General features: G+C 38.3%; 21 protein-coding genes and 2 pseudogenes. 6 read left to right on the top strand and 17 right to left on the bottom strand.

Going from position 1 to position 26,557, the window contains the following annotated elements; genetic code table 11:
* Nucleotides 1-62 precede the first annotated feature (62 nt).
* A pseudogene (locus tag SAY88_RS10635) lies at nucleotides 63-1,102 on the bottom strand (NAD(P)-dependent alcohol dehydrogenase).
* Nucleotides 1,103-1,415: 313 nt separating this feature from the next.
* On the opposite strand from SAY88_RS10635, the pseudogene SAY88_RS10630 reads away from it, so the two are divergent.
* Nucleotides 1,416-1,825, top strand: a pseudogene (locus SAY88_RS10630) (MerR family transcriptional regulator).
* Nucleotides 1,826-2,229: 404 nt separating this feature from the next.
* Here SAY88_RS10630 and SAY88_RS10625 read toward each other — a convergent pair.
* Nucleotides 2,230-3,162, bottom strand: a complete 933-nt coding sequence (locus SAY88_RS10625) for a DMT family transporter (RefSeq protein ID WP_332631683.1) — start codon at nucleotides 3,160-3,162, stop codon at nucleotides 2,230-2,232.
* Between the two features lie 129 nt (nucleotides 3,163-3,291).
* Between SAY88_RS10625 and pdxR the strand changes: the two genes are divergently transcribed.
* Nucleotides 3,292-4,686 carry a MocR-like pyridoxine biosynthesis transcription factor PdxR gene (gene pdxR / locus SAY88_RS10620; RefSeq protein ID WP_332631682.1) on the top strand — a complete coding sequence of 465 codons (1,395 nt, stop codon included), beginning with the start codon at nucleotides 3,292-3,294 and terminating at the stop codon, nucleotides 4,684-4,686.
* A 407-nt stretch (nucleotides 4,687-5,093) separates the two neighbouring features.
* Here pdxR and SAY88_RS10615 read toward each other — a convergent pair whose 3' ends face one another.
* A complete protein-coding gene (locus SAY88_RS10615; RefSeq protein ID WP_332631681.1) occupies nucleotides 5,094-6,308 on the bottom strand; it encodes a helix-turn-helix transcriptional regulator in 1,215 nt (404 codons plus the stop codon).
* Between the two features lie 117 nt (nucleotides 6,309-6,425).
* On the opposite strand from SAY88_RS10615, the gene SAY88_RS10610 reads away from it, so the two are divergent.
* The gene (locus SAY88_RS10610) at nucleotides 6,426-7,739 is read left to right on the top strand and encodes an MFS transporter (protein ID WP_332631680.1); all 1,314 of its coding nucleotides are present in this window, start codon (nucleotides 6,426-6,428) and stop codon (nucleotides 7,737-7,739) included.
* A 413-nt stretch (nucleotides 7,740-8,152) separates the two neighbouring features.
* Here the strand turns inward: SAY88_RS10610 and SAY88_RS10605 are convergent, their stop codons facing one another.
* The 7 genes from SAY88_RS10605 to SAY88_RS10575 all read right to left on the bottom strand — a co-directional run bounded on the left by SAY88_RS10605 (nucleotide 8,153) and on the right by SAY88_RS10575 (nucleotide 12,327).
* A complete protein-coding gene (locus SAY88_RS10605) occupies nucleotides 8,153-8,728 on the bottom strand; it encodes a hypothetical protein (protein WP_332631679.1) in 576 nt (191 codons plus the stop codon).
* A gap of 129 nt (nucleotides 8,729-8,857) precedes the next feature.
* On the bottom strand, nucleotides 8,858-9,649 hold the full coding sequence (locus SAY88_RS10600; protein WP_332631677.1) for a DUF817 domain-containing protein: 792 nt from the start codon (nucleotides 9,647-9,649) through the stop codon (nucleotides 8,858-8,860).
* Between the two features lie 15 nt (nucleotides 9,650-9,664).
* Nucleotides 9,665-9,886 (bottom strand): helix-turn-helix domain-containing protein, encoded by a 222-nt coding sequence (locus tag SAY88_RS10595; protein WP_332631675.1) that lies wholly within the window; start codon nucleotides 9,884-9,886, stop codon nucleotides 9,665-9,667.
* A gap of 10 nt (nucleotides 9,887-9,896) precedes the next feature.
* Nucleotides 9,897-10,373, bottom strand: a complete 477-nt coding sequence (locus SAY88_RS10590; protein WP_332631674.1) for a DUF2975 domain-containing protein — start codon at nucleotides 10,371-10,373, stop codon at nucleotides 9,897-9,899.
* Between the two features lie 298 nt (nucleotides 10,374-10,671).
* Nucleotides 10,672-10,827, bottom strand: a complete 156-nt coding sequence (locus tag SAY88_RS10585) for a hypothetical protein (protein ID WP_332631673.1) — start codon at nucleotides 10,825-10,827, stop codon at nucleotides 10,672-10,674.
* Between the two features lie 20 nt (nucleotides 10,828-10,847).
* On the bottom strand, nucleotides 10,848-11,816 hold the full coding sequence (locus SAY88_RS10580) for an alpha/beta hydrolase family protein (RefSeq protein WP_332631671.1): 969 nt from the start codon (nucleotides 11,814-11,816) through the stop codon (nucleotides 10,848-10,850).
* 85 nt (nucleotides 11,817-11,901) lie between these two features.
* Complete coding sequence (locus tag SAY88_RS10575) at nucleotides 11,902-12,327, bottom strand: hypothetical protein (protein WP_488803296.1); 426 nt, start codon at nucleotides 12,325-12,327, stop codon at nucleotides 11,902-11,904.
* A gap of 367 nt (nucleotides 12,328-12,694) precedes the next feature.
* Between SAY88_RS10575 and SAY88_RS10570 the strand changes: the two genes are divergently transcribed.
* Nucleotides 12,695-13,075 (top strand): fasciclin domain-containing protein, encoded by a 381-nt coding sequence (locus SAY88_RS10570; protein ID WP_332631762.1) that lies wholly within the window; start codon nucleotides 12,695-12,697, stop codon nucleotides 13,073-13,075.
* Nucleotides 13,076-13,349: 274 nt separating this feature from the next.
* Nucleotides 13,350-14,579, top strand: coding sequence for an endo-1,4-beta-xylanase (locus SAY88_RS10565; RefSeq protein ID WP_332631667.1), 1,230 nt, complete (start codon nucleotides 13,350-13,352; stop codon nucleotides 14,577-14,579).
* A 95-nt stretch (nucleotides 14,580-14,674) separates the two neighbouring features.
* Here SAY88_RS10565 and SAY88_RS10560 read toward each other — a convergent pair whose 3' ends face one another.
* The gene (locus SAY88_RS10560) at nucleotides 14,675-16,642 is read right to left on the bottom strand and encodes a right-handed parallel beta-helix repeat-containing protein (protein ID WP_332631666.1); all 1,968 of its coding nucleotides are present in this window, start codon (nucleotides 16,640-16,642) and stop codon (nucleotides 14,675-14,677) included.
* Between the two features lie 122 nt (nucleotides 16,643-16,764).
* Here SAY88_RS10560 and SAY88_RS10555 point away from each other — a divergent pair, with 122 nt between their 5' ends.
* Nucleotides 16,765-17,520 (top strand): AraC family transcriptional regulator, encoded by a 756-nt coding sequence (locus SAY88_RS10555; RefSeq protein WP_332631664.1) that lies wholly within the window; start codon nucleotides 16,765-16,767, stop codon nucleotides 17,518-17,520.
* A gap of 303 nt (nucleotides 17,521-17,823) precedes the next feature.
* Here the strand turns inward: SAY88_RS10555 and SAY88_RS10550 are convergent, their stop codons facing one another.
* From SAY88_RS10550 to SAY88_RS10525, 6 genes are all read right to left on the bottom strand, one after another.
* Nucleotides 17,824-19,284 carry an MDR family MFS transporter gene (locus tag SAY88_RS10550; RefSeq protein WP_332631662.1) on the bottom strand — a complete coding sequence of 487 codons (1,461 nt, stop codon included), beginning with the start codon at nucleotides 19,282-19,284 and terminating at the stop codon, nucleotides 17,824-17,826.
* A gap of 473 nt (nucleotides 19,285-19,757) precedes the next feature.
* Nucleotides 19,758-21,593, bottom strand: a complete 1,836-nt coding sequence (locus SAY88_RS10545) for an IucA/IucC family protein (protein ID WP_332631660.1) — start codon at nucleotides 21,591-21,593, stop codon at nucleotides 19,758-19,760.
* 30 nt (nucleotides 21,594-21,623) lie between these two features.
* Entirely contained in the window at nucleotides 21,624-22,811 is a 1,188-nt protein-coding gene (locus SAY88_RS10540) for an MFS transporter (protein ID WP_332631659.1), read from the bottom strand.
* Nucleotides 22,812-24,176, bottom strand: coding sequence for a lysine N(6)-hydroxylase/L-ornithine N(5)-oxygenase family protein (locus tag SAY88_RS10535; protein WP_332631657.1), 1,365 nt, complete (start codon nucleotides 24,174-24,176; stop codon nucleotides 22,812-22,814). It abuts the gene before it with no gap.
* A complete protein-coding gene (locus SAY88_RS10530) occupies nucleotides 24,145-24,723 on the bottom strand; it encodes a GNAT family N-acetyltransferase (RefSeq protein WP_332631654.1) in 579 nt (192 codons plus the stop codon). Before SAY88_RS10530 ends, SAY88_RS10535 begins: the two co-directional genes overlap by 32 nt.
* On the bottom strand, nucleotides 24,710-26,557 hold the full coding sequence (locus SAY88_RS10525; protein WP_431308856.1) for an IucA/IucC family protein: 1,848 nt from the start codon (nucleotides 26,555-26,557) through the stop codon (nucleotides 24,710-24,712). The genes SAY88_RS10530 and SAY88_RS10525 overlap by 14 nt, the downstream gene beginning before the upstream one ends.

Raw genomic sequence — 26,557 nt, 5'->3', positions numbered from 1 at the left:
CCCCAAAAACCAGGCTTTTAGGACACCTTAAAAATACTTTGAAAACCAATCATTGACGTAACTTACATTGTGCTAGTGTCAATTACAAATCGATACTTCACATCTGAAGCTAATACGCGTTCGTATGCCTCGTCAATTTGATCGGCCGAGATTACTTCAATTTTAGGAAGAATATTATGTTCTGCACAGAAATTTAACATCTCCTGAGTCTCACAGATCCCCCCAATCATTGACCCTGCAAATGAACGACGATGAGGGATAAGCGAGAACACATTGACTGACAATGGTTCTGCAGGCGCGCCAACGTTTACTAGAGTTCCATCTAGCGCTAACAGCGAGAAGTAAGCATTAATGTCTATTTTTGCACTTACCGTGTTAATAATCAGATCGAAAGTTCCAGCAAGTTTATTAAATGTCTCAGGATCACTTGTAGCATTGTAGTCATCAGCACCGAACTCTAGACCATCTTCTTTTTTCTTCAATGATTGAGAGAGAACGGTAACTTCTGCACCCATGGCATGTGCAATCTTGACAGCCATATGACCAAGACCGCCCATACCAACAACCGCTACTTTCTTCTCTGGTCCAGCATCCCAATGATTAAGTGGCGAATATGTAGTAATACCTGCACAAAGTAATGGTGCCGCTGCATCAAGCGGAATGTTATCTGGAATTCTAACTACAAAGTCTTCAGTTACAACTATATGTGTAGAATAGCCACCCTGAGTAGGCTCACCGTATTTATCAACTCCAGCGTATGTAGGAACATTTCCTTTTATGCAGTATTGTTCCTCTCCTTTGTGGCAGTTCTTACATTCACCACAAGAGTCAACCATACAACCGACCCCAACTCGGTCACCCATTTTATACTTTGTAACGTCAGGTCCTACAGCTGTAACCACTCCTGCAATCTCATGTCCAGGTACGAGAGGATAGTTCACTTCTCCCCATTCACCGTGAGCCGTATGGATGTCAGAATGCATATGCCTGCAAATTTAATTTCAATTAGAACATCATTCGAATCAAGATCGCGTCGTTTAATTTCAGCTGCTCGAAAGGGTTTGTCTGGACCGTCGACAGCTCGTGCTTTAGCAGTTATCATAGAAAGACCTCCAAATAATTATATTTTTCAAAAGTAAGAGAATGTGCTTGGTTCGAGCGAAATGAACTCATGATAAATTCCCCTCTGTTCATCTCCAACTTTCTCTTGCAAAACAATAATAATCCTTATAGTTAACTCTAGGTCAAGCGATTAATTAATATTTTCTTAGGATGATCCACACTCTATACAGCTTTTAATTAATCTAGCTATTTTCCCTTTAAGGTGCTTTGACACTCAGCAAATACCGTAGTAATATACCCTAATAATATCGAGTTAACTCGAGGTCTATATCATTTTAAATCGGAGGAAATAGATGAAGACATATTCTATCAGCGAAGTTGCCAAAGAATTGAATCTAACAGTATACACCTTACGTTACTACGACAAGGAGGGGCTTATACCCTTTGTGGAACGGACATCTAGCGGAGCACGGTTGTTTAAAGAATCCGATATCAGCGCTTTAAAAGTAATTGAATGTCTGAAATCTACCGGGATGCCTATTAAGAAGATTAAAAGTTTCATTGATTGGTGTTCGGATGGGGATTCCACGTTGCAAAAAAGACATGACATGTTTATGGAGCGAAAAGCCATTGTAGAAGCACAAATGGAAGAATTAAAAAAACAATGGAACTTATCGAACATAAATGCTTATATTACAAGACTGCTTTGGGTGCCGGAACAGAAGATATTCATAAAAACAATAAAATAAAGATTAACCAGTAACAGAAAACCACCTATATTTCATGATTTTTTATGAAACCAGGTGGTTCTATGTTTCCTACTACAACTTACGTATAGTAAGCTCTGATCACATGCAATTTACACTGGAAGAACTTAACAAAAAAATCAATAGGTCAAGGATGCTAAAATGGCTTCCCTATTTTCTAATTTTTTTGTTGCACTAGAGTTGACTATAACTTTTATACTTCTCTTGTAGATTAAGTCTCAACTTACATTTGGTAAAAAATGTAAGTTGAGACTTAACGGTTTTGCAAGTCAACAAATTTTTATCTTTTAATCTGCTAATATACCTCGCCATGATATGGAAAAGCTTATAGAAATATATAGAGAACTTATTGTCCGCGAACCCAGTACACTACAGCACCTGAGGCTTTGGGACAACGCCTTTAGGAAATGACTTTCTTCTCTTTTAGAGACGCTTCCTTTTTCGCAGCTTTCGAATCAACCGAAATCAAGTAAATAGCGGCTAAGACAAACACCATGCCAATGACATGAAACGATGAGAGGCTTTCTTTTAGAATCAAGGATGAGAGCAGCACAGCACTAATCGGCAAGACACCAGTTAAGACACCGGCTGTGCTTGCTGGAACTTTTTCAATTCCTTGATACATTAGAACAAAAGCAAGAACGGTGACTACCACTCCAAAATAGAAGATAAGTCCCCAATCTTTTAGTGACACTTCCGTAAGAGGAAAACTTGTCGCTTCATAGATCGCAAGCGGTAAGAAAAGAATGACGCCAAATACGCTTACCATCGTTGAGATGGCCAGGGGCGAGACTCTTTTTGAAATCGATTTTCCAAAAATAATAAACAAGGCTTCGCCAATGACAGCACCAATGATTAATAGATTTCCTAGTATGGGGGCGGCGCCGCGCTCAATGTCTGAGAACGCGCCAGATATATTAATGGCGAGTGTTCCACCTACTGCTAAAAAAATGCCGATGAACGTAAATCTTGTCAGCTTTTCTTTTAGCATGATAAATGCAATAACAGCGACAACAGCTGGCAGCGTGCTCGTAATGATACCTCCTTCCATGGCGGTTGAGTATTTTAACCCATTCAGCATAAATATACTGAATAAAAAGACACCGGATAGCGCTTGTAAAAAGAGAATCCCGATATCTTTTTTGCTGAAAGCCGGAATTCCTTCTATTTTCAGCAGCAACGGAACGAGAATGAGGGCGGCGATGAGAAACCGTAATTCGGAAGCGAGAAACACAGGAAAGCTTTCGACGAGCAATTTTCCTGCAACGACTGAGCTTCCGACGATCGCCATCGCGAAAATTATTTTTAGATGAGCCGAGATCCTTTCATTCATATCTATATTCCCTCCTATAACCTGGAATAAAATTCCTTATTCTAACCTACCATGGTAAACTGGTTGACAGTAGTACCACTTATCGCAAAGTTTGGCAGTACCAATTTTTTTATTATGAGAGGGGAAAATATGATTTGGATTCCAATTGATCAAAAACGAGACATTCCGTTCATCCGCCAAGTCTATACACAAATACGCACACAAATCTTACATGGGAATCTTCTTGCAGGAGAGAGACTGCCATCGACACGCCAGCTCGCAAACGAATTAGACGTTTCCCGCAATGTTGTGTTAGAGGCCTATGAGCAATTGATCGCTGAGGGCTATATCGAAGCACGTCACGGTTCCGGGACCTTTGTTGCTGAAGGAGCTTATTTAGAACAGCAGTATCATACGAAAAGCGATCCTTTCTATGAACGTGATGAGCTCTCTAACGAAAAAGATTTAATCGACTTTCGCTCCGGACTGCCTGACTTACAGTTCTTTCCGCGAAAGATATGGGCGAAATTGTCTTATGATGTTTGTATGAACAGCTCTCATACAGTTTTTAGCTACGGCTATCCGGAAGGACGCCCTGAACTAAGACAGGCCCTCGTCCGTTATTTAGTGAAATCACGCGGGGTCCAGTGCCAGCCTCATCAGCTTGTCATCACATCCGGTGCGACGCAAGCGTTAACGCTTGTAGCAAAGCTGCTGCTTAAAAAAGGCGATCAAATTCTGATGGAGGATCCCGTTACAAGAGATATTCAAACGATTTTTTCAACACCCGGTTCCATCCTTCATTCAATCCCTGTCGATGAACATGGAATGAGGACAGAATTAATCACCCCAGATTTTAACCCAAAATGTATCTTTGTCACCCCTTCCCATCAGTATCCATTAGGGAGCACTTTGCCGATTCAGCGCCGAATCCAGCTGATTCAATATGCAAGAGCAACTGGCTGCTACATTGTCGAGGATGATTACGATAGCGAGTTTCGTTATGAAGGGGCGCCGATCAGCTCTTTGCAAGGCTTAGATACCGATCACGTTATTTACATCGGTTCCTTTAGCAAAATACTATCGCCCGCTCTGCGTCTAGGATATCTCATCCTTCCTCCACACTTAATTAAAGAGTGCCGTAAGTTAAAATGGTTCACAGATCTGCATACTCCGTCATTAGAGCAGATCACCTTAGGATGTTTTATGGAAGAAGGATATTTAGAACGACATATCCATAAAATGAAAAAAATCTATAAAAAGAGACGCGATCATCTGGTTGAAGTAATGGAAGAACATTTTTCACATCAAGTGAAGATATTGGGACATTCGACTGGATTGCACCTTGTAGCAGAGTATCAACATAGAGTTTTTACAGAGGATTTCGTGAAGAAAATGCGCGATAACGGCATTCGAGTCTACCCAGTGGAGGATCATGCGATAAAAAAAGGAAAGCATCAAAACCAGATGATATTAGGATATGGTCATTTATGCGAGGAAGAGATTGAAGAAGGGGTTCGGAGATTAGCTGAGTGTTTGGGGTGAGGGGAAGCTGAGCAGTGTAAACACAAAAAAAGAAACTACAAATCATCAAAACAAACTCTGTAGTTTCTTAGGATTCTATACAAACGTTATCCGCTCACAAGAACTTTAGGATGAACCTTTTCAACTACTACGCTCTTTCGTGGAGTAAATATTCTAACTTGATCCACCCTCATTCAAGCTACGCTACCCTTATAATTCATGAAGGACATTTACTTTGCATTTCCGCATTGTTTTGTCCCTCATCGGCTTTATGAAGAACTTCCCAACCGCTTTTCCAACTCCTTTTGTCCCTCATAAACTAAATACACATCAGAGACAGGTTCCTTGTCCCAAGTTATTATGATCAAAGTGAAACTGGGACACCTTTCCTGTCCCCTCTGTCCCTGTCCCTCAAGGTAACAAAATTTTCATCTTTTAATCTCCCCATATACCTCCATCGTAAATTCTTTAAAAGGTGTAGAAGGCAATAAGCTGTAATTAGCATACGCCTGTTCCATTGTCTGGGAAGCCGCTTGTTTATCTCCTAACTTACGTTGACATAGAGCTTTAAATGTATCTACGACATACAATATTGATAAATCAAAAGGATGATGTACGTCTGGAATGACAACCTTATTTAACAAAAATAACGCTTCTTCATTGCGACCTAAATAATAACATGCCTTCCCCTTTTCCAAAGTAAACCATGGATCATAAAACTCGATTGTATCCGAGTCTGAAAGCAACTGGTCAATCTCTTCCAATGCCTTTTCATATTCCTTTTCTTCTGAGATGAGGTCCATGATATAAAAAAGCTTATAAAAATATATAGAGAACTGATTGTCCGCAAACTCCCCGTATTGCTTTAGCTTTTCTAAATAGAAGTTTTTCTTCTTGTCATCCCTAGAAAGCATACCCTCGCAGGCAGCAAGTCGATATAAATCATCTATACGGTAAAAGACTTTTTTTTCCTTTGAAAACTGGATCGCATTTTCCATGATCCTTATGGCTGACTGAGAATTGCCCACAGCAAAATGCAATATTGCTTCATGATAATCAAGATCAAGCCTTGTTAAAGGATCAATATAAGCAAAAGTGGTTTCAATGATCTTTCGTTCTTGTAAAAAGATCGTTAAAGCTTCGTCGTATTTGTGTTCAAGAAATTTTTGATTTACCCAAAAAATAGCAATGGAAGCCCGATTAGAAGAGATATTCAATTGATCAAACATGTTTGCTGCGGTTTCGGAAGACTCTAGCCAGTTTGCTTTCTTCTCTTTCCAAAGAGAATAGCTATATATTTCTAATAGTCGGGCTGCTTCATACCCTTGAGGGATAACATCCCATAATGGCTCGATTAGTTCAATGAGCTGTTTATATTTATTAGCCGTTTTTTGACCATCATCATTATATATTTTTTCTGCTTTTTCTAATATTCCTCGGAGTTCCTCTGAGCTGACGGCATCTAATAAATCAGAAACATCAACATCCAGTCGTTTGGCAATATAAGATAAGCTTTCCATAGATGGATTTGCTTTATTGTTTTCAATTAAGCTGAGCATCCCTTTTGATAATTCTTTGCCTGCAAGTGCTTCAAGTGTTAGCTTTTTCTGCTTCCGTAATTTCTTAATACGTTCTCCAAGCAAAATAGTCCCCCCATTCGCCCATTTGTTTAATTATATTAAACTTTCCCTTGAAAGGAAAGAGATGAGCGTGGTATGATTTGTTTAATTAAATTAAACTTTTAAAGAGAAGGTGCGAAAATGGATGATAAATGGAAAGTAAAAAGGGCGACCTATCACCTGTATACGTTTATGATTAGTAAGCTCATTTCTACATTCGGGGCTCAAATTTATACATTCGCAATCAGTTTCTACATCTTACAGATGACAGGTTCTGCTACAAGCTTTGCGACGAACTTAATCTGTAGTATTCTTCCTAGGGCCATTCTTGCCCCATTTGCTGGAGCGATTACTGATAGATACTCGAAAAAAACAATTGTTATTTTCGCTCAAATTGCCACCACTCTCACAATTGTTGGTCTTCTCATTGTAACGTTAACTTCTGGGCTTTCTTTGCTTTCCATTTATGTTACAACCATTATTTTGTCTTTGGCCTCTACGTTTTCAGGAATAGCCTTTACTTCTTCTATTACTGGATTAATTGATAAGGGACGAATTCAAAAAGCCATGTCTTTAAATCAAATGTCGATCTCATTTGCAGCAGTTGGGAGTCCCGCAATTGGGGGGATATTATATGGAACGGTATCAATGCCTGTGTTTCTTTTGATCTATATGACCGCATCCATCCTTGCTGTTATTCTTGAGTCAACGATGAACTTCCAGCTTTTCAGTCAACCGAAAGAAGAGGAAAAAGGAGAACAGAAAGAATCGATCTTAAAGAGCATAAAGCTAGGCATTAGCTATTTGAAATTGCAGCCTGTTATTGTACTTATGCTGTGGATCGGACTATTGGTAAACTTTTTGTTCGGGGCCTTTGAGGTAGGGTATTCTTATATTCTTATAGAAAAACTGAAACTAGAATCACAGCATTTCGGTTTTACACAAGGGGCATTTTCCGTGGGGATGCTATTAATGTCACTGTATTTTTCAATGAGAAAAGAAGTGAAATTTCCACTGCTTGTTTCCAAACGAGGTATCCTAGCGTTAGGTATTTTGATGGGATCCGTTTCCTTACCGTTGATTAGCACCTTAACGTATAACCTCGTATTTGCTTATTATTTGGTACTCATGTTCTGTCTCGGCTTAATCATTATCGTTATCAACACACCGTTACAAGTCATGTTACAAAACACAATCGATGACGCGTATAAAGGCCGTGTATTTTCGATTATTGAAACGATGTCCATGTCACTCATTCCATTTGGAATGGTAATGTACGGCTTTCTGTACGATATCTTTCCAGGTCAATGGGTCCTCCTTCTATCTGCGTCTTTCCTAATAATGGTTGTTCTTGTCCTTGCAAGACCACCGGTGCTGCGTAAAGCCCACCCAGAGCTTGCTGAAGAAAATGTAGGGATAGAGGAAAAGGTCAAGGAAATCAATGTAAAAATATAAAGGTTAATTTCAATTGAAAAATAGCGGTGGTCTAGTGGCCACCGCATACTATTACAAAAGTTCCCTCTGATTTACATCAATTTGCTTTTGCTGTTTTGACGGAACCTCATTCCGCTATTCCAATCAAATCCCTTGTTTTGAGTAGTTTTTGGATCCTCATTCCGTTATTTTCTTGTTTCGGGCTTATAATCCAATTGCTTTGTGGCTTTAACGGAACCAGGATCCACTTTCCCCTTTTTTGGTGCGCATTTTTTCAATTTAGCGGAATCAGGAGCCTCTTTGTCTAACCATATCCCTTTTATAGTACTCTATTAGCTAGTTACTTCAATAAAAAAGAGTAATCCCTGCTTATTCAAGGATCTCACCTGTTGCTTTTGCCGTATTCGTTCATTTAATAGATAAATTATAATGTTTTATTCTAATGGATTTTTCTTTTCATTTGGATAATCAATTGAATTAGCTATTTCAACTAACATTTCAGGAGTGACCTTTTTTGAAATCCTTTTAGGAATATTAAGCATATATTGCCAATTATCTCTTTCAAAAACGAGGGATTCGAACGATTCCGAAACGTTTATAAACTTTGCTTCATTTCCATTTTTTAGTTTATACAGTTTAACAATACGTTTATCTTTGATTGGAATTTTATGCTCTATAGATCGAACAAAGATAAAATAATGATTCTCTGGTGATTTATCATTAATAAACTCCAATTCAAGGGAATCGTTTATGTCACCATCTGCATCTGTAAACCTTCCGAAATGATGTGTAAAGCTTAGAGGCGGGAGCCTAAGCGGTAGTTTTAAGTCTTGTTTGAAATGAAGTTCAAATTCTTTAACAGCCTCTTCAACCGTTTTATAACCAATTTCAGGATAAATTTCTTCAAAAGGTCGAGACTCACTAATTGTTTTGGCGGAAGCTGTTTCACTGCTTACCCCACAAATAGAGGTACAAAAAATAAGCATCACAAGAAATATATTTTTCTTCAATTAGCATCACCCTAAGTTGTATTTGGGTATACCTTCACCCAAACATTGACAATTATTCATTTTTCATTAAATTCCTCGTGAGGAAAACAAGAAAAAGCAATGCCTTATTAAAGCATCGCAGTTTAATAGTTATAAAAATTGACTTGTCTCTACTCTAGTAGCTGCCTTCCCCTTAACCTGCTTTAACGTTGCTACTATAAGAAAACTAACAATCACTAATAAGAGCCATGAACTTAGCTTTCCTAAATGAACGAGACTCCACGCATCAGTTTGATTGGGATATTCCCAGGCTCCAAAGAATGTTGCGATATTTTCGGCTATCCATATAAAAAACCCAATGAGCACAAAAGATAGGGAGAGTGGCATACGATAACGAGTTCCATCCACCTCGTATGTGACCAATGATTTCCAAAAGACGATAATGACCAGGCCAGATAACCACCAACGAACGTCAATCCAATAATGGTGAGTGAAGAAATTCAAATAAATCGCAGCTGCAAGAGAGACAACGACTAAAAACGGTGGCCACTTTATCAACTCAACCTTCAACCTCCGCCACGCCTGGCAAAGATAACTCGCTACACTTGCGTACATAAATCCACTATACAAAGGCACTCCAAAAATTTTAAAATATCCTTCTTCTGGATAAGACCACGAGCCCATATGTACCTTGAAAAGTTCAAGAGCAAGACCAATAACGTGGAACAATGTGATCACCTTTAGCTCATCTCTTGTTTCAAGCCCAGAACTCACCATCCACCACTGCATAAGAAGGCAAATGATGAGCATCCAGTCATACCGTGGCAGGAAGGGAAGTGACATGACTTGCGTTAAAGCCAAAGAGGCAAAAATAATGACAGGAAACAAACATGATAGGGCCTGCTCCCAACCAAAACGAACGAGTTGTTTTACTGCTCTCATTTATTTTGCCTCCATTTACTCTTTAGCTTCTTCATCACTTCGATACTCTAAAATATCACCAGGCTGACAATCTAAAGCCTTACAAATGGCCTCTAAAGTTGAAAATCGAATCGCCTTTGCCTTTCCATTTTTCAAGATAGAAAGGTTAGCCATTGTTATTCCAACCCTCTCCGAAAGTTCTGTTACACTCATTTTCCTTTTAGCCAGCATCACATCAATATTGATTACAATTGCCATGATATCCACCTCAAACCGTTAAATCATTTTCTGATTTAATATTGATCGCTTCTTGTAAAAGTTTTTGGAGAACCGCAGCAAAGACCGCGATAACCGATGAAGCAAAAATAATTACTAAACCGATGACGATGATACCAGGGGCGTCGTCCATCTCTGCGATGAGATATAAAAATGGCATGCCTACCAAATAAAGGATACCGATTGTGATTGCACAGTATTTTATCATTTTTAAAGCTCTTACAGAAAAGTTAGAAAATGCTATGTTCGTGTCAATATAGTTTAAGAGCCTGAAAGCCTGATACAAAGCAGTGAAAAATGGGATCGCTGTCCCATACATAATGATTAAAAGAGGATATAGCATGTGGGCATAATCTGGATTTACTGGATGATTAGCCAACCAAGGTATGCCAAATAGACATAAACCAAGAACGGGAGCTCCAATCAGAATAACAGCTATCCTTAAAAAGAATGTTGAACCTTGCTTCATAAAAAACACCTCACATTTTTATTAATTTGATTATAATACACCATTTATTGTTTTACGATAAATAATTATTATTTTATATTATATTTTTTCTGTATTTAAATATCCTGTTAAATTTCAGACAAAGAAAAAAGCATTCCTCATGACAAGAAATACTCGATGAAACACACACTCTTTATGTTCTAACCACATACCTACTTCATCACGCTTACTGTTTAACCTACTATCTTTTCAACTACTACGCTCGTTCTTGGAGCAATATTCTAACATGATCCATCCCTCAAGCCAGACTACGCTAACCCTAAAACAACTCATGAAGGACATTTACTTTGCATTTCCGACTTGTTTTGTCGTTCATCGGCTTTATGAAGAACTTTTCAACTGCTTTTGTCGTTAATTGGGCATCAGAGACAGGTTCCTTGTCCCAATTTATATGATCAAAGTGAAACTGGGACACCTTTCAAGTCCCCTCTGTCCCTATATTCGGTTTCGAATAAAAGATAGAGTGTCTTTTTCAATTCTTTTTCGTTTAAAAACGATACCTGCATGCCCACAAGGATAAATAAGCCGTTTCGGTCTTCCCCACGACTCCCACAAGTAGGTAGCATCTTCCATGTGAATATATTGGTCATACTTTCCAGAAATCAGTAAGATGTTATCCTTGTTAATTTTAGATGCGGCTATACTCGGTTCAGTAATTTTCCAATATTGTTCTAATTCACGATAGTGAACTCCATGTCGTTCTAAGTCTTCTCGAATAAATTTTCCAGGTATGGTGTTCCATATCGAATAGGAAAGACGGTTCGAATAAAAAATGGAGATAAGCATATCCATTTGGTCTTCAAGGGTAGAAACTAGATTTGTAATAAAACCGCCTAGGCTCACACCGATAACGATGACAGGACCTTTTTTATTCTTCTTTAGCCATTGAATGAGTGTCCGCAAGTCAACAATCGTTTGTTTAACAGCTTGTAGAGTTCTTTCTATATCCGCGCTAATCATCAATTCTCCGCTATAACTAGAAATTTTTGGCTCCCGTTGAAAGTGATAAGGTAACGTGAAATAATACATATTCCACTTCATCTCCCCCATCATACGGTGATGAAAGATATTCTTAATACGGTCTAGTGAAGTTGAACGCCACCCATGAACAAAAACCACGTTAGGAGAGTCTTGATTTTCATGTAAAAAGACTTCTCCACCTAAGTAATCATTATGCGAATCATTAGATAGAATGGAACTTCTTGCACGAAATCCTCCGATGCTATAATCTTGTACCATTTCATGTATATCAATATTGAGGTCTGAAGGGTCAACCATGTAAAAGGTTTCTCGCTCCTCTACTTTAGGGATAAAATCAGTCACAGGTGAAAATTGAAATTCCTCACTTCTTTTTTTATGTAGATTATGTAAAGCGTAGTAGTCTATTATTTTTGATAAAAGCAAAATGATATGTCTCCCAACACTTCTAATTTGTACGCAATGATTTTTCTTATTTTATACATATATCCAGTTACTAGAGTTAGTATATTCAATATGTTTCATATTTTTCACTCCATTTAACAACTGCTATATGGTCGTTACTATAATAATGCTCAACGTTAATAAGCGTTATAAAATTTTTATTTGCATAAGTTCTTGCCATTGTTGAAGGGGAAAATATTATTCTGTATTTTCCTCTAAGTTCTTCCCTTACTTTTTCCGTTAATTTAGCACCTTGTTTATTATGTTCCTCTTCCATTTCAATACCATTTAGAATTAATTTATCTATATCCCAATTAATCCACTCACCGTATTTAATCGCCCATTCCATTAATTCATTTTTTAACTCATTTGAAATCGCGATATCTTCTAAATCAAAGTTGCAACCACATTGATTACACCAAATAGGGTCAGCTCCAACATCACCTTCAACTTTTAATTCATAGATTTCTTTTTGCTCACAAAAACAGTGCATATCATCCACTTCTCCTCTGACATAGCTTTTTCATTTTAATTTCACTTGGTAATTAACTATTCGTAAGTAAAATAAGTGATAGCTGTTGTTTCGTTCTCGCTCCCTTGTTTTAAGACATATCATAAAAAAACTACTAATCTTGTTAAATAAGCCTGACGAATAATATGATGCATAATCCGATAACTGCTCCAATATCTGATGCAGAACTTTTATTTTCTTTTCTCTTTTGAAGTATTGTAATCGTCTTCCCAAGAATGACTGATATTAACGCTATACTTATTACTGTATTACTAAAGGTTGAATTGAATGAAACATCAGACATCGCAACTATTAGTATCGGAATCAGTATCAATAATACAGCACTAAAATACAAGAACCATTTCAATTTATTCATTTTTATAAAAATTCCCTCCAGATTTATGCAATCAACTTTCATGCTTCTTCAACTCCATTTACTGTATTCGCCCCTACTGATGAAGCATTCGAAAAGCTGTTAAAAGAATTAAACATCACAGCAGATAAACTATTAGAAAGAGAAGATCTAAAAGAAATTCTCCTGTATCATGTGGTCCCGGGTACAGTCATGTCCGATAGCTTGAAAGACGGGATGAATGTCAAAACATTAGCAGTGAAAGAAGTGAAAATTTCACTTGACCCTATTCAAGTTAATGATACCAATGTCGTGACACCAGACATTAAAGCATCCAATGGTGTAATCCATGTTATTGATAAAGTGTTAGTGCCATAGGGATTAAAGGGACATCTATCCTTTCCCCTCTGATCTCAACCTGTCCTCTTTGTCCCTTCAACAACTTCAACAATTCTTTACCCAATTTCGCATCCCCATTCTTTCAACGCTTTGTATTTCTTCTATTCATACAACCTTAATTCCTCTTCTAGTATCTAACCATGCCTTATGTTCAAAGAGTGGGACACCTTTCCTGTCCCCCTGTTCCACCATGTTCAAGTAAAATATAACTAGAAAACGCTTACTTTAAAATGTAAAAAATGGAGAGGATGTCATGAGCGTAAATAATTTGGCTCACCGTAAGACGAACAAGACAATTAAACTGATCGATGAAACAGGGAATCCAATTGCAGGTAAAAAGGTGTCTTTAAAACAGACAAATCATAAGTTCTTATTTGGCTGCGGTATTTTTGATGCTATCGAAGTAGCTAACAAAAGTGTACCTGAAGACAGATTGGTATTTTTAGAAGAACAACTGGATAAGTTTTTAGATGTTTTTAACTCTGCTACACTACCTTTCTATTGGGCATTGTTCGAGCCTGAAAAAGGAAAACCACGCACAAACGAATTAAAAACGGCTGCGCAGTGGTTAAAAGAAAGAAATGTTACAGTGAAAGGCCATCCCCTTTGTTGGCACACCCTTACCGCTCCATGGCTCCTAGATATGAGCAATGAAGAAATTTTAAAAGCACAGTTTGATCGAATTGAACGTGATGTATCAGATTTTAAAGGGGTAATCGATACGTGGGACGTGATCAATGAAGTGGTTATCATGCCAATCTTTGATAAGTACGATAATGGGATTACTAGAATTTCTAGAGACCTTAGCCGTGTTGGAATCATTAAAGAGATGTTTGAAAAAACACGTGAATTCAACCCTAATGCTACATTATTATTAAATGACTTTAATACATCGATCAACTATGAAATCTTAATAGATGGCTGCCTCAATGCAGGTGTTACAATTGATGCCATTGGGATTCAATCCCACCAACACCAAGGCTATTGGGGCCGTGAGAAACTAGAACAAGTATTAGATCGCTTTTCATCTTTTGGTCTACCAATACACTTTACAGAAAATACGTTAACATCTGGACATCTTATGCCAGCTGACATTGTAGACCTGAATGATTACCAGGTCACAGAATGGCCATCAACACCAGAATTCGAGGAACGTCAAGCAAAAGAAGTAGAAGAAATGTATTCAATTCTATTTGAACATCCTCTCGTAGAAGCCATTACAACATGGTCATTCAGCGATGTTGGCGCATGGCTGGGTGCCCCTGCTGGCTTTCTCAGAAAAGATAATAGCCCAAAACCAGCTTATGAAGTAGTAAAGAAACTTATCAAAGAAGACTGGAATACAAATGTTATCCGTCAAACAGATGACAACGGATTCGTTTCATTTGAAGGATTCCTTGGGGAGTATGACCTTGTCTGTGGGGATAAAAAAGTAAGCTTTAAATTAGAGAAAGGTGTAGATACAGAGCAGATAATTATCTAAAAGAATACCCTCAAAAATGTCGAGAAAGGGTGTGCCCAAAAGGTCCAGTTTTGACCTTTTGGGACACACCCTTTCATCCATTTTTCCGAAAACTTTTATCCCCAGACTTTTATATAATTTTTCCCTGCTTGCAAATTAGCAAGTGGTCCTAACACACTCTTTTCTTGCCTTTGCTTTCCTAATAAATCCTTATCCAAGATTACTTCGCTTCCATCTGGATTTTCAAATTCTGCATCAACAATAAGTGTTCTTTCTAGAGTTTTGGTAGATTGAATTTCTCCTAGTAATGACTCGAAATCTTCTGGAAGCCCAATTGAAAGATAAACTTCATTTCCTTCTTCGATGATTGTTATTTCTGGATTAAAGTTATCCGCTACAGCACTTTCATTTTCTCTTTCAAACGATTCTGCACCATTATAGTATGCATTACAATTAATATATACCGGTTGCTCAACTTGATGGAATGTACGATGGTCACCACCTTCTTGATCCACTGTCTCGATGTATTCCTCAAGTGAAGTTGTATAACCTTTATAGTGAGCAGTACCAACATATTCATTTGTTAACTCTGCAGGGGTTTCTGCATAGGAACCAGCTACTTTCATAGAATCGTCGCCAATAAAGATATTATTATAGAATCGATCATCTCCACCATACACAGGAGCAAAGCCAGCTATCTCCGTACTATGTGGTACATGATATGGTGTTGCACGATCAAGCATTTTGCGTTGAACCATTTTCCCTCGAATTAGATTATTAATATATGCTCCACCTTGGGCATGGTTATCTAACGCATAGTCTGCAGTTAAAATATTGTTATCAACAATATATGGACCACTACTAACTTCAACAAACAAGTCACGGTTATTTCTATAAAACAGATTCCTGCTCACTCTTGTACCTTGTGTCTGCCAATCTAACCATGTTCCTAGCGAGCAGTCATGAATACGATTGTCATAAATTTGAACGTCAATTGCTGCGTGTAATTTAATGCCTGCAATCTCATGTCCATAAAACTCACGCTTTAATGCAATATTGTAAATGTGGTTGTTATAAATTTCACTGAATACGCAACCTAGATGACCTACCACACCATTTTGACCACAATCATAGATTGTGTTATTTCGGATGATATGGGAACCAATTTTTTCTTTACTCCAACCAATTTGTCTAGCAGAAAAGACTGACTCTAGCTGATATTGATAGCCTGGCTTATCTTTTCGAATACTGCGATAGTTATGACCCGTTGAAGCTTCTTTACCAATACTGATTGCACTACATTTTGCATCATGGATATTATTATCCTCGATAATCCATCCTTTACTCCAATTAGGCCCGATTAATCCTGGCTGATCAGCTGTTGGCGGAGTCCATGGAGTTGCCGCCTGAGCCATTTCAAAACCTCTAACCGTAATATAATTGATTCCAATTTGATCTGGATAAAAACAAGCTTTACGTACATTAATCTCTACTACTTCTTCATTAGGATTTGCTCCGTGAAAATTAGCATAGATGGTTGTATTGTATTCATCTACTTCTGCGTACCAAACATATTTTGTTTGTTCTTGATTTTGGACAGGAACAACTGACTTTGTCCAGTGGTCTAACACTTCTGTTTTCACTTCTGGATCTTTTAACTGTTCAAAAGTTTCTGCCTCATAAAAGGACATGCCATTTAAATAAACATCACCTAGATGTCTTCCTGGATTATACACAACCCAGTCCCCGAAAATCTCTTCTTTGTATGGATTAAAATCTCCGAAAAGTTCATTTCGTAATTCAACTTTCCAGACAGTTCCTTCGATCTGTTCCCAATCTTGAATTTGCTCGGATCCTTTAATGACAACTTTTTCACCATCAGCTGCCTTATATGTAATTCTTCTATATTCACTTAATCCTGCATACTTCGGTTTCACCCATTCTCGATATTCTCCTTCATGGACAATAACAGTATCTCCTGCTTGAGCAACAGAAGCCGCCTTATTGATTGTCAAGAATGGATTCTGTTTTGTTCCCTCTGCATGATCTGAACCATTTTTTGCTACATGATATTCAAAGGCCATTATACTTCCTCCTTTTTATATTAGAACTAGCTTCATTATAGGAGAAAAATTTAGTTTAGTTCTATTCAAAATATAGTATAATGTAAGACAATATTAGTGTTTGTTTTAAGGGGGCGAAGCTAGTGGGCTTTTTTGAACATCACGGAGTTGAAGAAAAAGAATTCTTTCGCTCTTCTAATCTAGTTAATTTTACCTTTCCTCTTCACTTTCACAGAGCTTATGAACTCATCATTATTAATGAAGGAGAATTACTAGTAAGTATTGACCAAAAAGAATATGTGATGAATAAAAATGATATCGCATTCATTTTTAATAACCAAATGCATGAATTTAAAACCATGGACCATTCCAACATTTCCATCGTTATCTTTTCACCTGAATTAATTGGAGATTTTTTCATGAAATATAAGGGGTATGTCCCAGAAAATAATGTGATTCACTTAAGGAAAGCCTTCGATTTAGATAAACTAGACTCTATTTATAGGCAGAAAAGTTTCCTGTATGATATTTGCGGTACATTGGTCTATAATACTGAATTTCTTCCCGTAGAACACTCAACAAAAACGGAAGTATTACATAAAATTCTCCTATATGTCGATAGGAATTATAGTGAGGATTGTACGTTAAAAGTAATAGCAAAACAATTACAATACGATTATACCTACCTGTCTAAACTTTTTATACAAATGACAAACTTGAGCTTTACTGAATACTTGAATCAATATCGAACTTCACAAGCCTGTTATCTGTTAAAAAATAGTCATCAGTCGATTAGTGAGATATCTATAAATTGCGGTTATAATAACCTGAGGTCATTCAATCGTAATTTCAAAAAATTCACAAGCCATTCACCTAGAAAATTCAGAGAACTAGCCTAGGGAAATTAACTTGAATTAATAACTCAACTCGATAAATATCAAGGCCTAGTTCATAAGAATAAAAATGTAGTTGTCAAAATACTAATTGAATGGAAAAAACACCTCTCATTTGGCTTATTATGTGTGACCAAACACACAACCAAATAGAAGAGGTGTCTCCTATAAATTGAAATCTCCTCAAGAAAATGACTAGGATTGAGCTGTTTACACTTTCTTATCGAACATGGTTAAATAAACAAGACGTTTACACTTTGCTTTTCTATAACAGCACCGCCAGAGTCTCCCCCAGCTACAATCGTCAACTCACTCATTAGCTATTTTTGAACCCACACCTTTTCCTTTAAAACCTGCCTCCACCTCCCATTCTTCATCCGTCGGTGGATAAGTTTTCTTCACTTTAAAGGAAAGAATCAACGCCACTAACGTCAATACACCAATCATCCCAAATGCGATAATGGCTCCAAATATATCAGGATTCACGATCTGAGGAACATTAGCTCCAGCCCTTTCTGCCGTTGTCATCGTTGTTACAAGTAACCCAGTTCCAATAGACGCTGACATCTGGCGCACCGTATTCGTAACCGCTGACCCATGGGGAATCAATTTTCTTGGTATTTGATTGAGCCCTGCTGTATTAACAGGCATCATCACCATCGAGAAACCAAACATACGAATCGCATACATCACAGCTAAATACAAGATGGATGTAGTTGTATCAATGAAAAGAAAAGCAAAGGTGGAGATCGTCATGATAATTAAACCAGGAATTGCCAACAACCGTGCACCATATCGGTCAAATATTCTTCCTGTAATGGGAGCCATGAAACCTGTGATCAATGCTCCAGGAAGTAAGACAATTCCCGCCTCTACTGCCGTAAATCCACGCATATTGTGCATATACAATGGAATCAGTGTCTCAAGCCCGATGAGACCCAAGAAGCCGATACTGCAAATGATGGTAGAAAGAGTAAACATACGCGCCTTAAAAACACGGAATTCCAGCATCGGATGGGACAATCCAAGCTGGCGCTTAATGAAAAAGTAGATCATTAACACTCCAAGGGCTAGGAAGAATATCGTTTGTGGACTCCCCCAGCCATTGTTCCCTGCACTAGTGAACCCGTACAAAAGTCCCCCGAAACCAAAAGTAGATAACACAATCGAAAACGGATCGACTTTCGGGTTTTTTAGCTCAGTCACATTCCTCATACTAAAATATGCTAACACCAACATCAGCAGCGCTAAAGGGATAATTCCATAAAATAAATAGCGCCACTCATAATTCGTGATCACCCATCCAGACAACGTCGGCCCGATCGCTGGTGCAAATGAGATCACAAGACCAATATACCCCATAGCTGCTCCCCGTCGTTCTACAGGGAAAATAAATAAAAACACCGTCTGCATTAATGGAATCATGACCCCTGCTCCAATCGACTGAATAATCCTGCCTGTAAGTAAGATAGGAAAATTTGTCGCCATGGCCGCGATTACAGTTCCAATCGTGAAGATTGCCATTGCCGATAAGAAAAGCTGTCTTGTCGTAAATTTTTCAATTAAAAAAGCAGAAATAGGTACCATGATGCCCATCACAAGCATAAAAACGGTCGTTAGCCATTGCCCCGTATTTGCCGTGATGTTCATTTCTACCATCAGCGGCGGAATCGCTGTAATCATGAGTGTTTGGTTCAAAACAGCAATAAACGACCCTATGAGTAATAATCCAGCAATCAATACTTTACTATAACTCTCTTTATTTTCCATATAAAAAACCCCTAATTAATCAAATCTTCAACCTTTATAAACTCAGTTTAAGTGGCTAGTTTTTTATTTACTTAACAACGTTCGCACTCCTTTATATATGGTCCCTGTATATAAGTATATCTCAACTATTATATTTCGCAACACGAAATATAGACCTTTTTTTAAAGGGTCATCATGGACAGATTCTGAATTGAACCTAGAAAGTTTGACACCTTCCCTGTCCCGATTCCTCAAAAAAAGTACCAACTATTCTATAAATAGTAAATAGAAAGTTGGCACTTTTCATAGTTGTGGTATAAATGGTAAGAAAATCTTGCTAGGAAAATTGCTATAGAGGGCTGCGCGTTGAAAATCTAATAGTGATAGAACTATGGATTCACTTTAAGCTTCGAAAAGAAGGGATTGTAAGATAAGGTTAACTTAAACAGCCTTACTCCAATGGAATATCAGAGTAAGGCTGCTTTTCACCTCGCTTACGAAGTTACTCTTTCTTTATTAGCTACAAAATGCAACGGATTTTGTACGTTACCAAATTCAGATGCATGTGGGCGATCGTCATCATCTTCGTAGCCATACTCAATCATTCTATTACGGTTTAAGCATAGCTTCGTGTAAGACGGTTTCAGCAAATCAAACAGTTGGAACCTTTCTTTAAGTTCTGGAAACCGACTTTGGTATGCGAGGATTGTTTCTCTTAGTAAGAGCCAAAATCTTTCCTCATCATACTCATAATAAGTATCCAAAATATCTGCTAAGTAACGGAAATGGCAGACAAAAAGCCCCGTAAAAATAAATTGACATAACCCTTCTGCCCCTTCACTGCGAAGAATAGGCTTTAAATCCTCCGGTAACTGTTGTAGTTCAGGAAGGGGCTCGTCACTAACATTGACATCATCAACGAAGTCTTTCATCGCTAAACGATGTGGGACATAATCCTTTAACACTAAAACAGTATTTTGTCCATGCGGCGAAAACACCGTTCCATATTGATAAAGATAATGCAGCAGCGGCGGCAATGTTACGCTAAATAACCTTTCTATCCACTCAACAACCGATAATTTCGACCGTTCAATTAAGGATGCCACAAATGGCTTGCCTGCTTTATCAACATAAAGCAAGGATGCCAATGTGATCGGACGTTCTCCTTCTTCCAAAAATGAGTAGATGCTCTCACGCCAAATACTACCTAGCATTTCTAGACATTGATAAGGTGCTCCCACAAGCTTTGAATAATATGGATGGTCATAGTTTACACTAGCCACTTCTCCCGGCAAGATCAATCGGCATTCATCGCGTAAAAATGAGTCCTGATCACGGATGCTGTGAATATATTCGGTGATGATTGGTGCGACAACGGTTCGTTCTCCAGGTAGACCACGGTACACTAACGTATTTAAAATACTCATTGGTAATTTAACGTGATGTTTGCCTTTGTCACTTGTATTCACAAACGTCCGAATCGACTGCTGCGGAAGATAATTATCATCTCCCTCCCCAAGAGGAATGATTCGTTTTTGAGCGATATCCTCTGGGAAATACTGAATGATAGTATTATTCCACTGCCATTCATGGATTGGTAGAAAAATGTAATCTACAGATTCTACCTCTTTCCTTTTTAAAAGCTCCAAGAAATACTCTAGCTTTTCTTTCCCTAACTCTGCTTGAAGTAACGTTTTATAATCTACTGTTGAAACAGAATGAAAGGTAGCATAATCCTTATGAACGGCTACCCATGAAAGCTTCACTTGCTTTTTTTGTTCTGGTGAATAAGAAAGATAGTCTTGATAATCAAATCCAATTCGTCCTTTGTTGTATGTAATCCATGGATGCCCTTCCATCTCTCCTTCTAATTCTCCATAATCCATAGCGACTAGCTCTTCCACACTTAGCTGCTCTTTTTTCTGTAAAATATGGGCATCTGCTAATAAGGTGTTGTTATATTCTTTAATAAGATGGGCTGTTGTCAAAGACTTCATCCCGACTGTTTTTTGAATATCTAAAATAAATTGAATCGGTTTATTGCCTTTTTCCCATTCTCCATTTCTCAAGCAACGAATCGTTTCTGAGTCAATTTTATAGCTGTCCATTAAACGGCTTTTTCCTTCAAATTGATAGCGGACTTCTTGACCCCTCTCCTTGTCTTTGAGGACAAGCTGATAAACGGTGCAACGTTCTGTTTCTTCAATAACCTCAGGATGGATAATCTCCTCGTACATAAATTCTGAGATCATTTTTGCTACTAAGTTTAGACTAACTTGATCCCAAATTGCAGGCTTCAATATTTCTTGTATATAGTTACGATTTTGCATAATTTCACTCTCCAATATTTTTAATTATTATTACGCAGCATCTATATCCTTAACTAGTGGCTTTCGGACTTTAAAAATCATTAGACGTGCTGCAAACAGTGTAAGCAAACAAATGACTCCAGCAAAAACTAAAGGCGTTGCTAAGCTATATGAATGAACGGACATTGAAGCGAGCAATGGTGCGACGAGCAAACCTGCATTTTGAAACGATGAAGCGATCGTATAGTTAACCTGTAGCTGATTGCTACTTTTCTGAAATAAGTAAAGTTCAAGTGCAGATTGTGCAATCGCAAGAAAAAAACCGTAAAAAACTCTTCCAATACATAAAACAAGTAAACTACTAGTCATTCCCTGTAACACAAGACTTATAGCTAAGACTCCTATAGCGAACGAAAAAACAAATGAAAGTCTCTCCGGTGAACAGACTTTTCGAATAGTTGGATAAGCAATGATCGCCATTACACTTGGAATCATAAATAAAATACTACTCTCAACTAACGAAAGCTGAAAATCAGTAATCGTATACGTTGCAAAGTAAGGACGGATCATATTGTTCGCTGTATGAAAGGCAAAGATGATCAGACCGATTGTCACTAAAAAACGGAATTGCTTTTTTCCTGACTGAACCACATGTTTAGTAGGTACCGTTTTTTTCCTTGATGATAGTGTTCGAAATGTTATGCAACAAAAAAACCAAATGACGACCTCTATCACAGCTAACCCGTAAAATAAAAGCAACGGATCTTCAAGTTTGATGATCCATGCTCCTGATAACGTCCCTAAGATGATCGCTCCATGAAAGAGCATATGGTACGTTCCAACAACCCGAGATCGTTTCCCCTCTCCGTTTAGCTCAATCAATAAAGGATAAATGAGAAAAAAGCTGCTTTTTCCGATTAACAGGAAAACTGTAAACAATAAAAATTGCTGTTCACCTTGTGCTGCTGCCATTCCAACTAACATGACAGCTGACATCCATTGCCCAACATACAACAAGTGCTTCACTTCAAAATATTTGGAAAGTACCCCCCAAACCGAAACGGCGATGACAACTGTTAAACGAGCGATAAAAATGTAAAAAGCCGTATATCCCAAATCATTAATTCCAAATACTTTGTCAAAGAACTGAGGATAAAAGGGTGACAATGCCACATCTGTATACACGAAATAGAAAATTAAGAAACATAACATGGTTTGGATCGCTTTGAAAGAAGTCATTTACAAAACTCCAAATTGCTGAAAAACCGTACGCTTCGAAATAGGATACACGTTCCGATTCGCGAGTTGATTTATAATGATGGAATTCCGGTAAGCCCCGAGTCCCAAGTCTGGTGCCCCGACTCCATGGGTATGCATCTCTCCATTTTGAATAAAAATTTTATTGGCAATATCTTCGTTAAGCGTAAGCTGATAATTTTCCTCTACAAGATACCGCCCTTTTTCATCCCACCGAATAAGCGAGTGCAGATCAGTTAGAAACCTCGGAATAGAATGCTGGTAGCCTGTAGCTGCTATGACAATCTCACTTTCATGTGTAAAGGTTTGCCCCTGCTCCCATTGACTGCATCGCAACTGATACTTCGTACTTACGCCATCGTCGATTTCCTTCACATCTGCTACTTCTGTTTTCGCAAGCAAACGAACAAGAGGAGTCTTTCCTCCGACAGAATATTCATAGAGGGCATCATAAATATCGGAAATCGTCGTTGCGCTAATTCCTTTATACAGCAAGTCTTGTTTCGGGAGCTGCTCGTCTTTTTTTTCTTGTGGTAATTGATAGAAATAACTCGTATAATCCGGTGAAAAATGCTCTAAACCAAGCTTTGAGTATTCCATTGAAAAAAAGCCTTTTGACCGCGTAAACCAATCCAATTGATAGTGATAAAGGTGCTGTTCTCTTAACAGTTCAAGAAAGACTTCAGCCGCGCTTTGTCCCGAACCGACAACCGTAATCGAATCTGCCTGACGTAATCGCTCGCGATTTTGTAAAAATTCAGCCGAATGAAACAGATTTTCTCTAGAGTGACCAGACATGCTATCTGGAATATACGGTGCACTGCCAATCCCAATGACAAGATGACGAGAATAATAGTAGTCAACATCCCCTGTTTCCATGTCCTCTGTTTCGACTTTAAAGTACCCGTTATGACTGTCTAGTTCGCCTTCAAACCAGCTCACTTCAGCAAAATCCATTTGCCACTGAATCGCTGTCACTTTTTTGCCAAAGCAGCAGTTTGTTACTTGTTCTGAAATCCACTTACAATAATGGTTATACTCCCTTCTTGGGATGTGAAATCGTTCAAGAAAATAGAACTTATACAACCGTTCATGCTCATGTAAATAATTGAGAAAACTGAACCGGCTCTTCGGATTAGCCATCGTGACAACATCCGCGAAAAACGGGACTTGAAGGGTCGTTTCCTCAATAAGAAGCCCCCCGTGCCACTCAAAATGAGGCTTCTGTTCAAAAAATAGCGACTTTACTTCTGTGCTTTCTTCCGCTAACGCCGCTAAGCCGAGATTAAAAGGACCAATCCCAACACCAATGACATCATACATGTAGTTGCTCACTGAAGTTGACATCCTTCCACCTCCTAAAAAAGCTTGTCCGCTCACAAAACATGAGCAATCCACGTTTGTTAGGTAGCTCGATTTCCTTTTGGGGTTCAAAGCCGCATTTTTCAAAAATATGAATCATCTTTTCATTACGAATATCGGGCTCAGCGACAATTTTTCCCGTCGCCTCATGCTGAAACAAAAAGGCCGTCATCGTCCGCAAAAATGGCAACGCTAATCCTTTCCCTAAAAATTTTTCAGGGCCAAACAATAGGTGAATCCCTTGATCTTCGTCACCAACCTGATAGTAATCTGCAATAATGTCATCTTTGGCCCAGTAACATTCCCAATAGCTCATCGGTTCACCGTTGACAAAGCCAATATACAAAGTCTGATGACGATCATCTAAAAGCTTTTGTAAATGCGCTTTATAGTCAGAAAGAGGAATGTTTTGCTTCCAAAATGGAATGACATGGGCTTGATGATGCCAATGGTGTAAGCGCTCCAAATCCTCTTTTAGCTTGACTTGCCGAAATGAGATCTCATAACGAGTCTCTTGATCAATAAGCTTCACTCGTAACCAACTCCTTTCGTGCCAAAGGATTATCGATGTCAACGTACACCGATTGCGTTTCGAGTGAACCCGTTAGCTCATCCATGTCATGAAAACGAGTTAGTAAGTTTGCTTTGCACGGCAGCTTTTCATAGGTAAGTAAGCTAGTAATGAGCTGTGATGAACTTTCTGCTGGGACTTCAATTTGTTCTAATACTTTCTTGATCTCAACGAGTAGCTTCCTTTCATCAATAAGGTTGCCTACACCAAACGCGTTAACTAAGCCAAGCAAATGATTATAGTAAAAATAGTACCGTAAACGCTCATCTGCAATCGCATCTGAACAAACGGTGTTACTCTTCTCGCTAATCCCTGGCAAAAGCTGATTAAGCCTCTCATAATAAGACTCGCAAAAATAGTATCCTTGATTATCTCGATAAAAGAACCGATCGGGATAACCGTCTCGTAACTGGACCACACTATTTTGTTGATGTGCCTCAAGCGCAATCCCATACGTTAAGTAAAGCCACATAATTGGCTTCAAGGATCGATCGAGGTAACGGCGGAACCAATCCACACTCACTTCTTCGGTTGATCGCCCTTCCTTTTCCGCTAATTGTTTGATAATCTCTGCTAGTCTTGACGTCTGTCCATCAATTGAATCCTGACATAGCGCAGCAATTGGAGTGGCATTATATGCATCTTGTACAGAAAATGGGTTTTCTCTTAAAATCACCTCAAAGCCAGATTCTTGTTCCCCCTCAATGTGAACGGTCATAAAAGCGGGATCACATATAACTTTGAAATTGGGGTGATGGTTTCTCAAGTCCTCACCGATCTTTCCATCGAGCAGTCTCTTAACCTCTCCCCCTCTTTCAAGCTCCATATTCTTATTAACACGTACAGAATTTGTGATTTTCACGTTTAACGAAAACTTCAACATATACGTTTCTTCCGGATGATACACGGTCCGAATAGAAGAAGTGGGATAAAAAGCGCGTCCCTCCCTTCCAACATCCTCGATTAATCCTTGCTCGATCAGTGTTTGAACCTTTGGTTTCCGCATAAGAAATTCGGCTTGCCACGGGTGAGTCGGAAGTAGGGCATACTCATCTGCTTGACAATACTTCCTTTTAAAGCCACTTGTTACATGAGGATCTTCTAGTAATTGTTCTTTTACAAGCTGAATAGCTGTGTCTTTTAAGGCTGATCCATGCTTAATTATCGACGAATGAACACGGAAATAATGTAATTGGAACTGTCCTTTCAGTTCTGGTGAATAAAGAGGAGCATCCTTTTCAGATATACCCTGACGACTCTTCGGTGTTGGGTGTAATAAGTGACCAAATAATAATGCTTGCTCTGCTTCAATGAAACTCATATCAGGATCATAGAGGTGATCTTGATCTTGATCGCGCACCTGAATAAATTGTTCGATATTTTTGCAGCTTAACATGACTCGCGTCAGCAATTCGTCATGATTTTCTAACTCACTAGCTGCAGTCCCTGCTTTCACGTCCAACTCTTTGATGATGAATCTTGTTAGCTTGACATAATCAAGTTCAATTAGTTGATTACTGTCAAATGAAAGAGAATAATAGATTGGAAACGAAAAAATATGTCGCCCTGTAATCGACCAATATTTTAATGGAATATACAAGTGAGTGCCTTGGCTTGGTAATTCGCAATCAATGATTTGTTTTACTTCCTGACGATCTACTAGTCTGCTAGCTAAGGCATCGGGTGCATTCTTCTTTTCGATTAGCTTATAATTGGCCGTTTCTCTTATATAGCAATTCAAGAAGCATTGCATCGTTGCTTGTTCGGCAATATGTTTATAATTCATTTCATCCAT

Source organism: Halalkalibacter flavus, from assembly GCF_036663575.1.
GTDB lineage: Bacteria > Bacillota > Bacilli > Bacillales > Bacillaceae_D > Halalkalibacter > Halalkalibacter flavus.
Note: the sequence above shows the minus strand (reverse complement) of the source record. Positions and strands in the feature narration are given on the sequence as shown.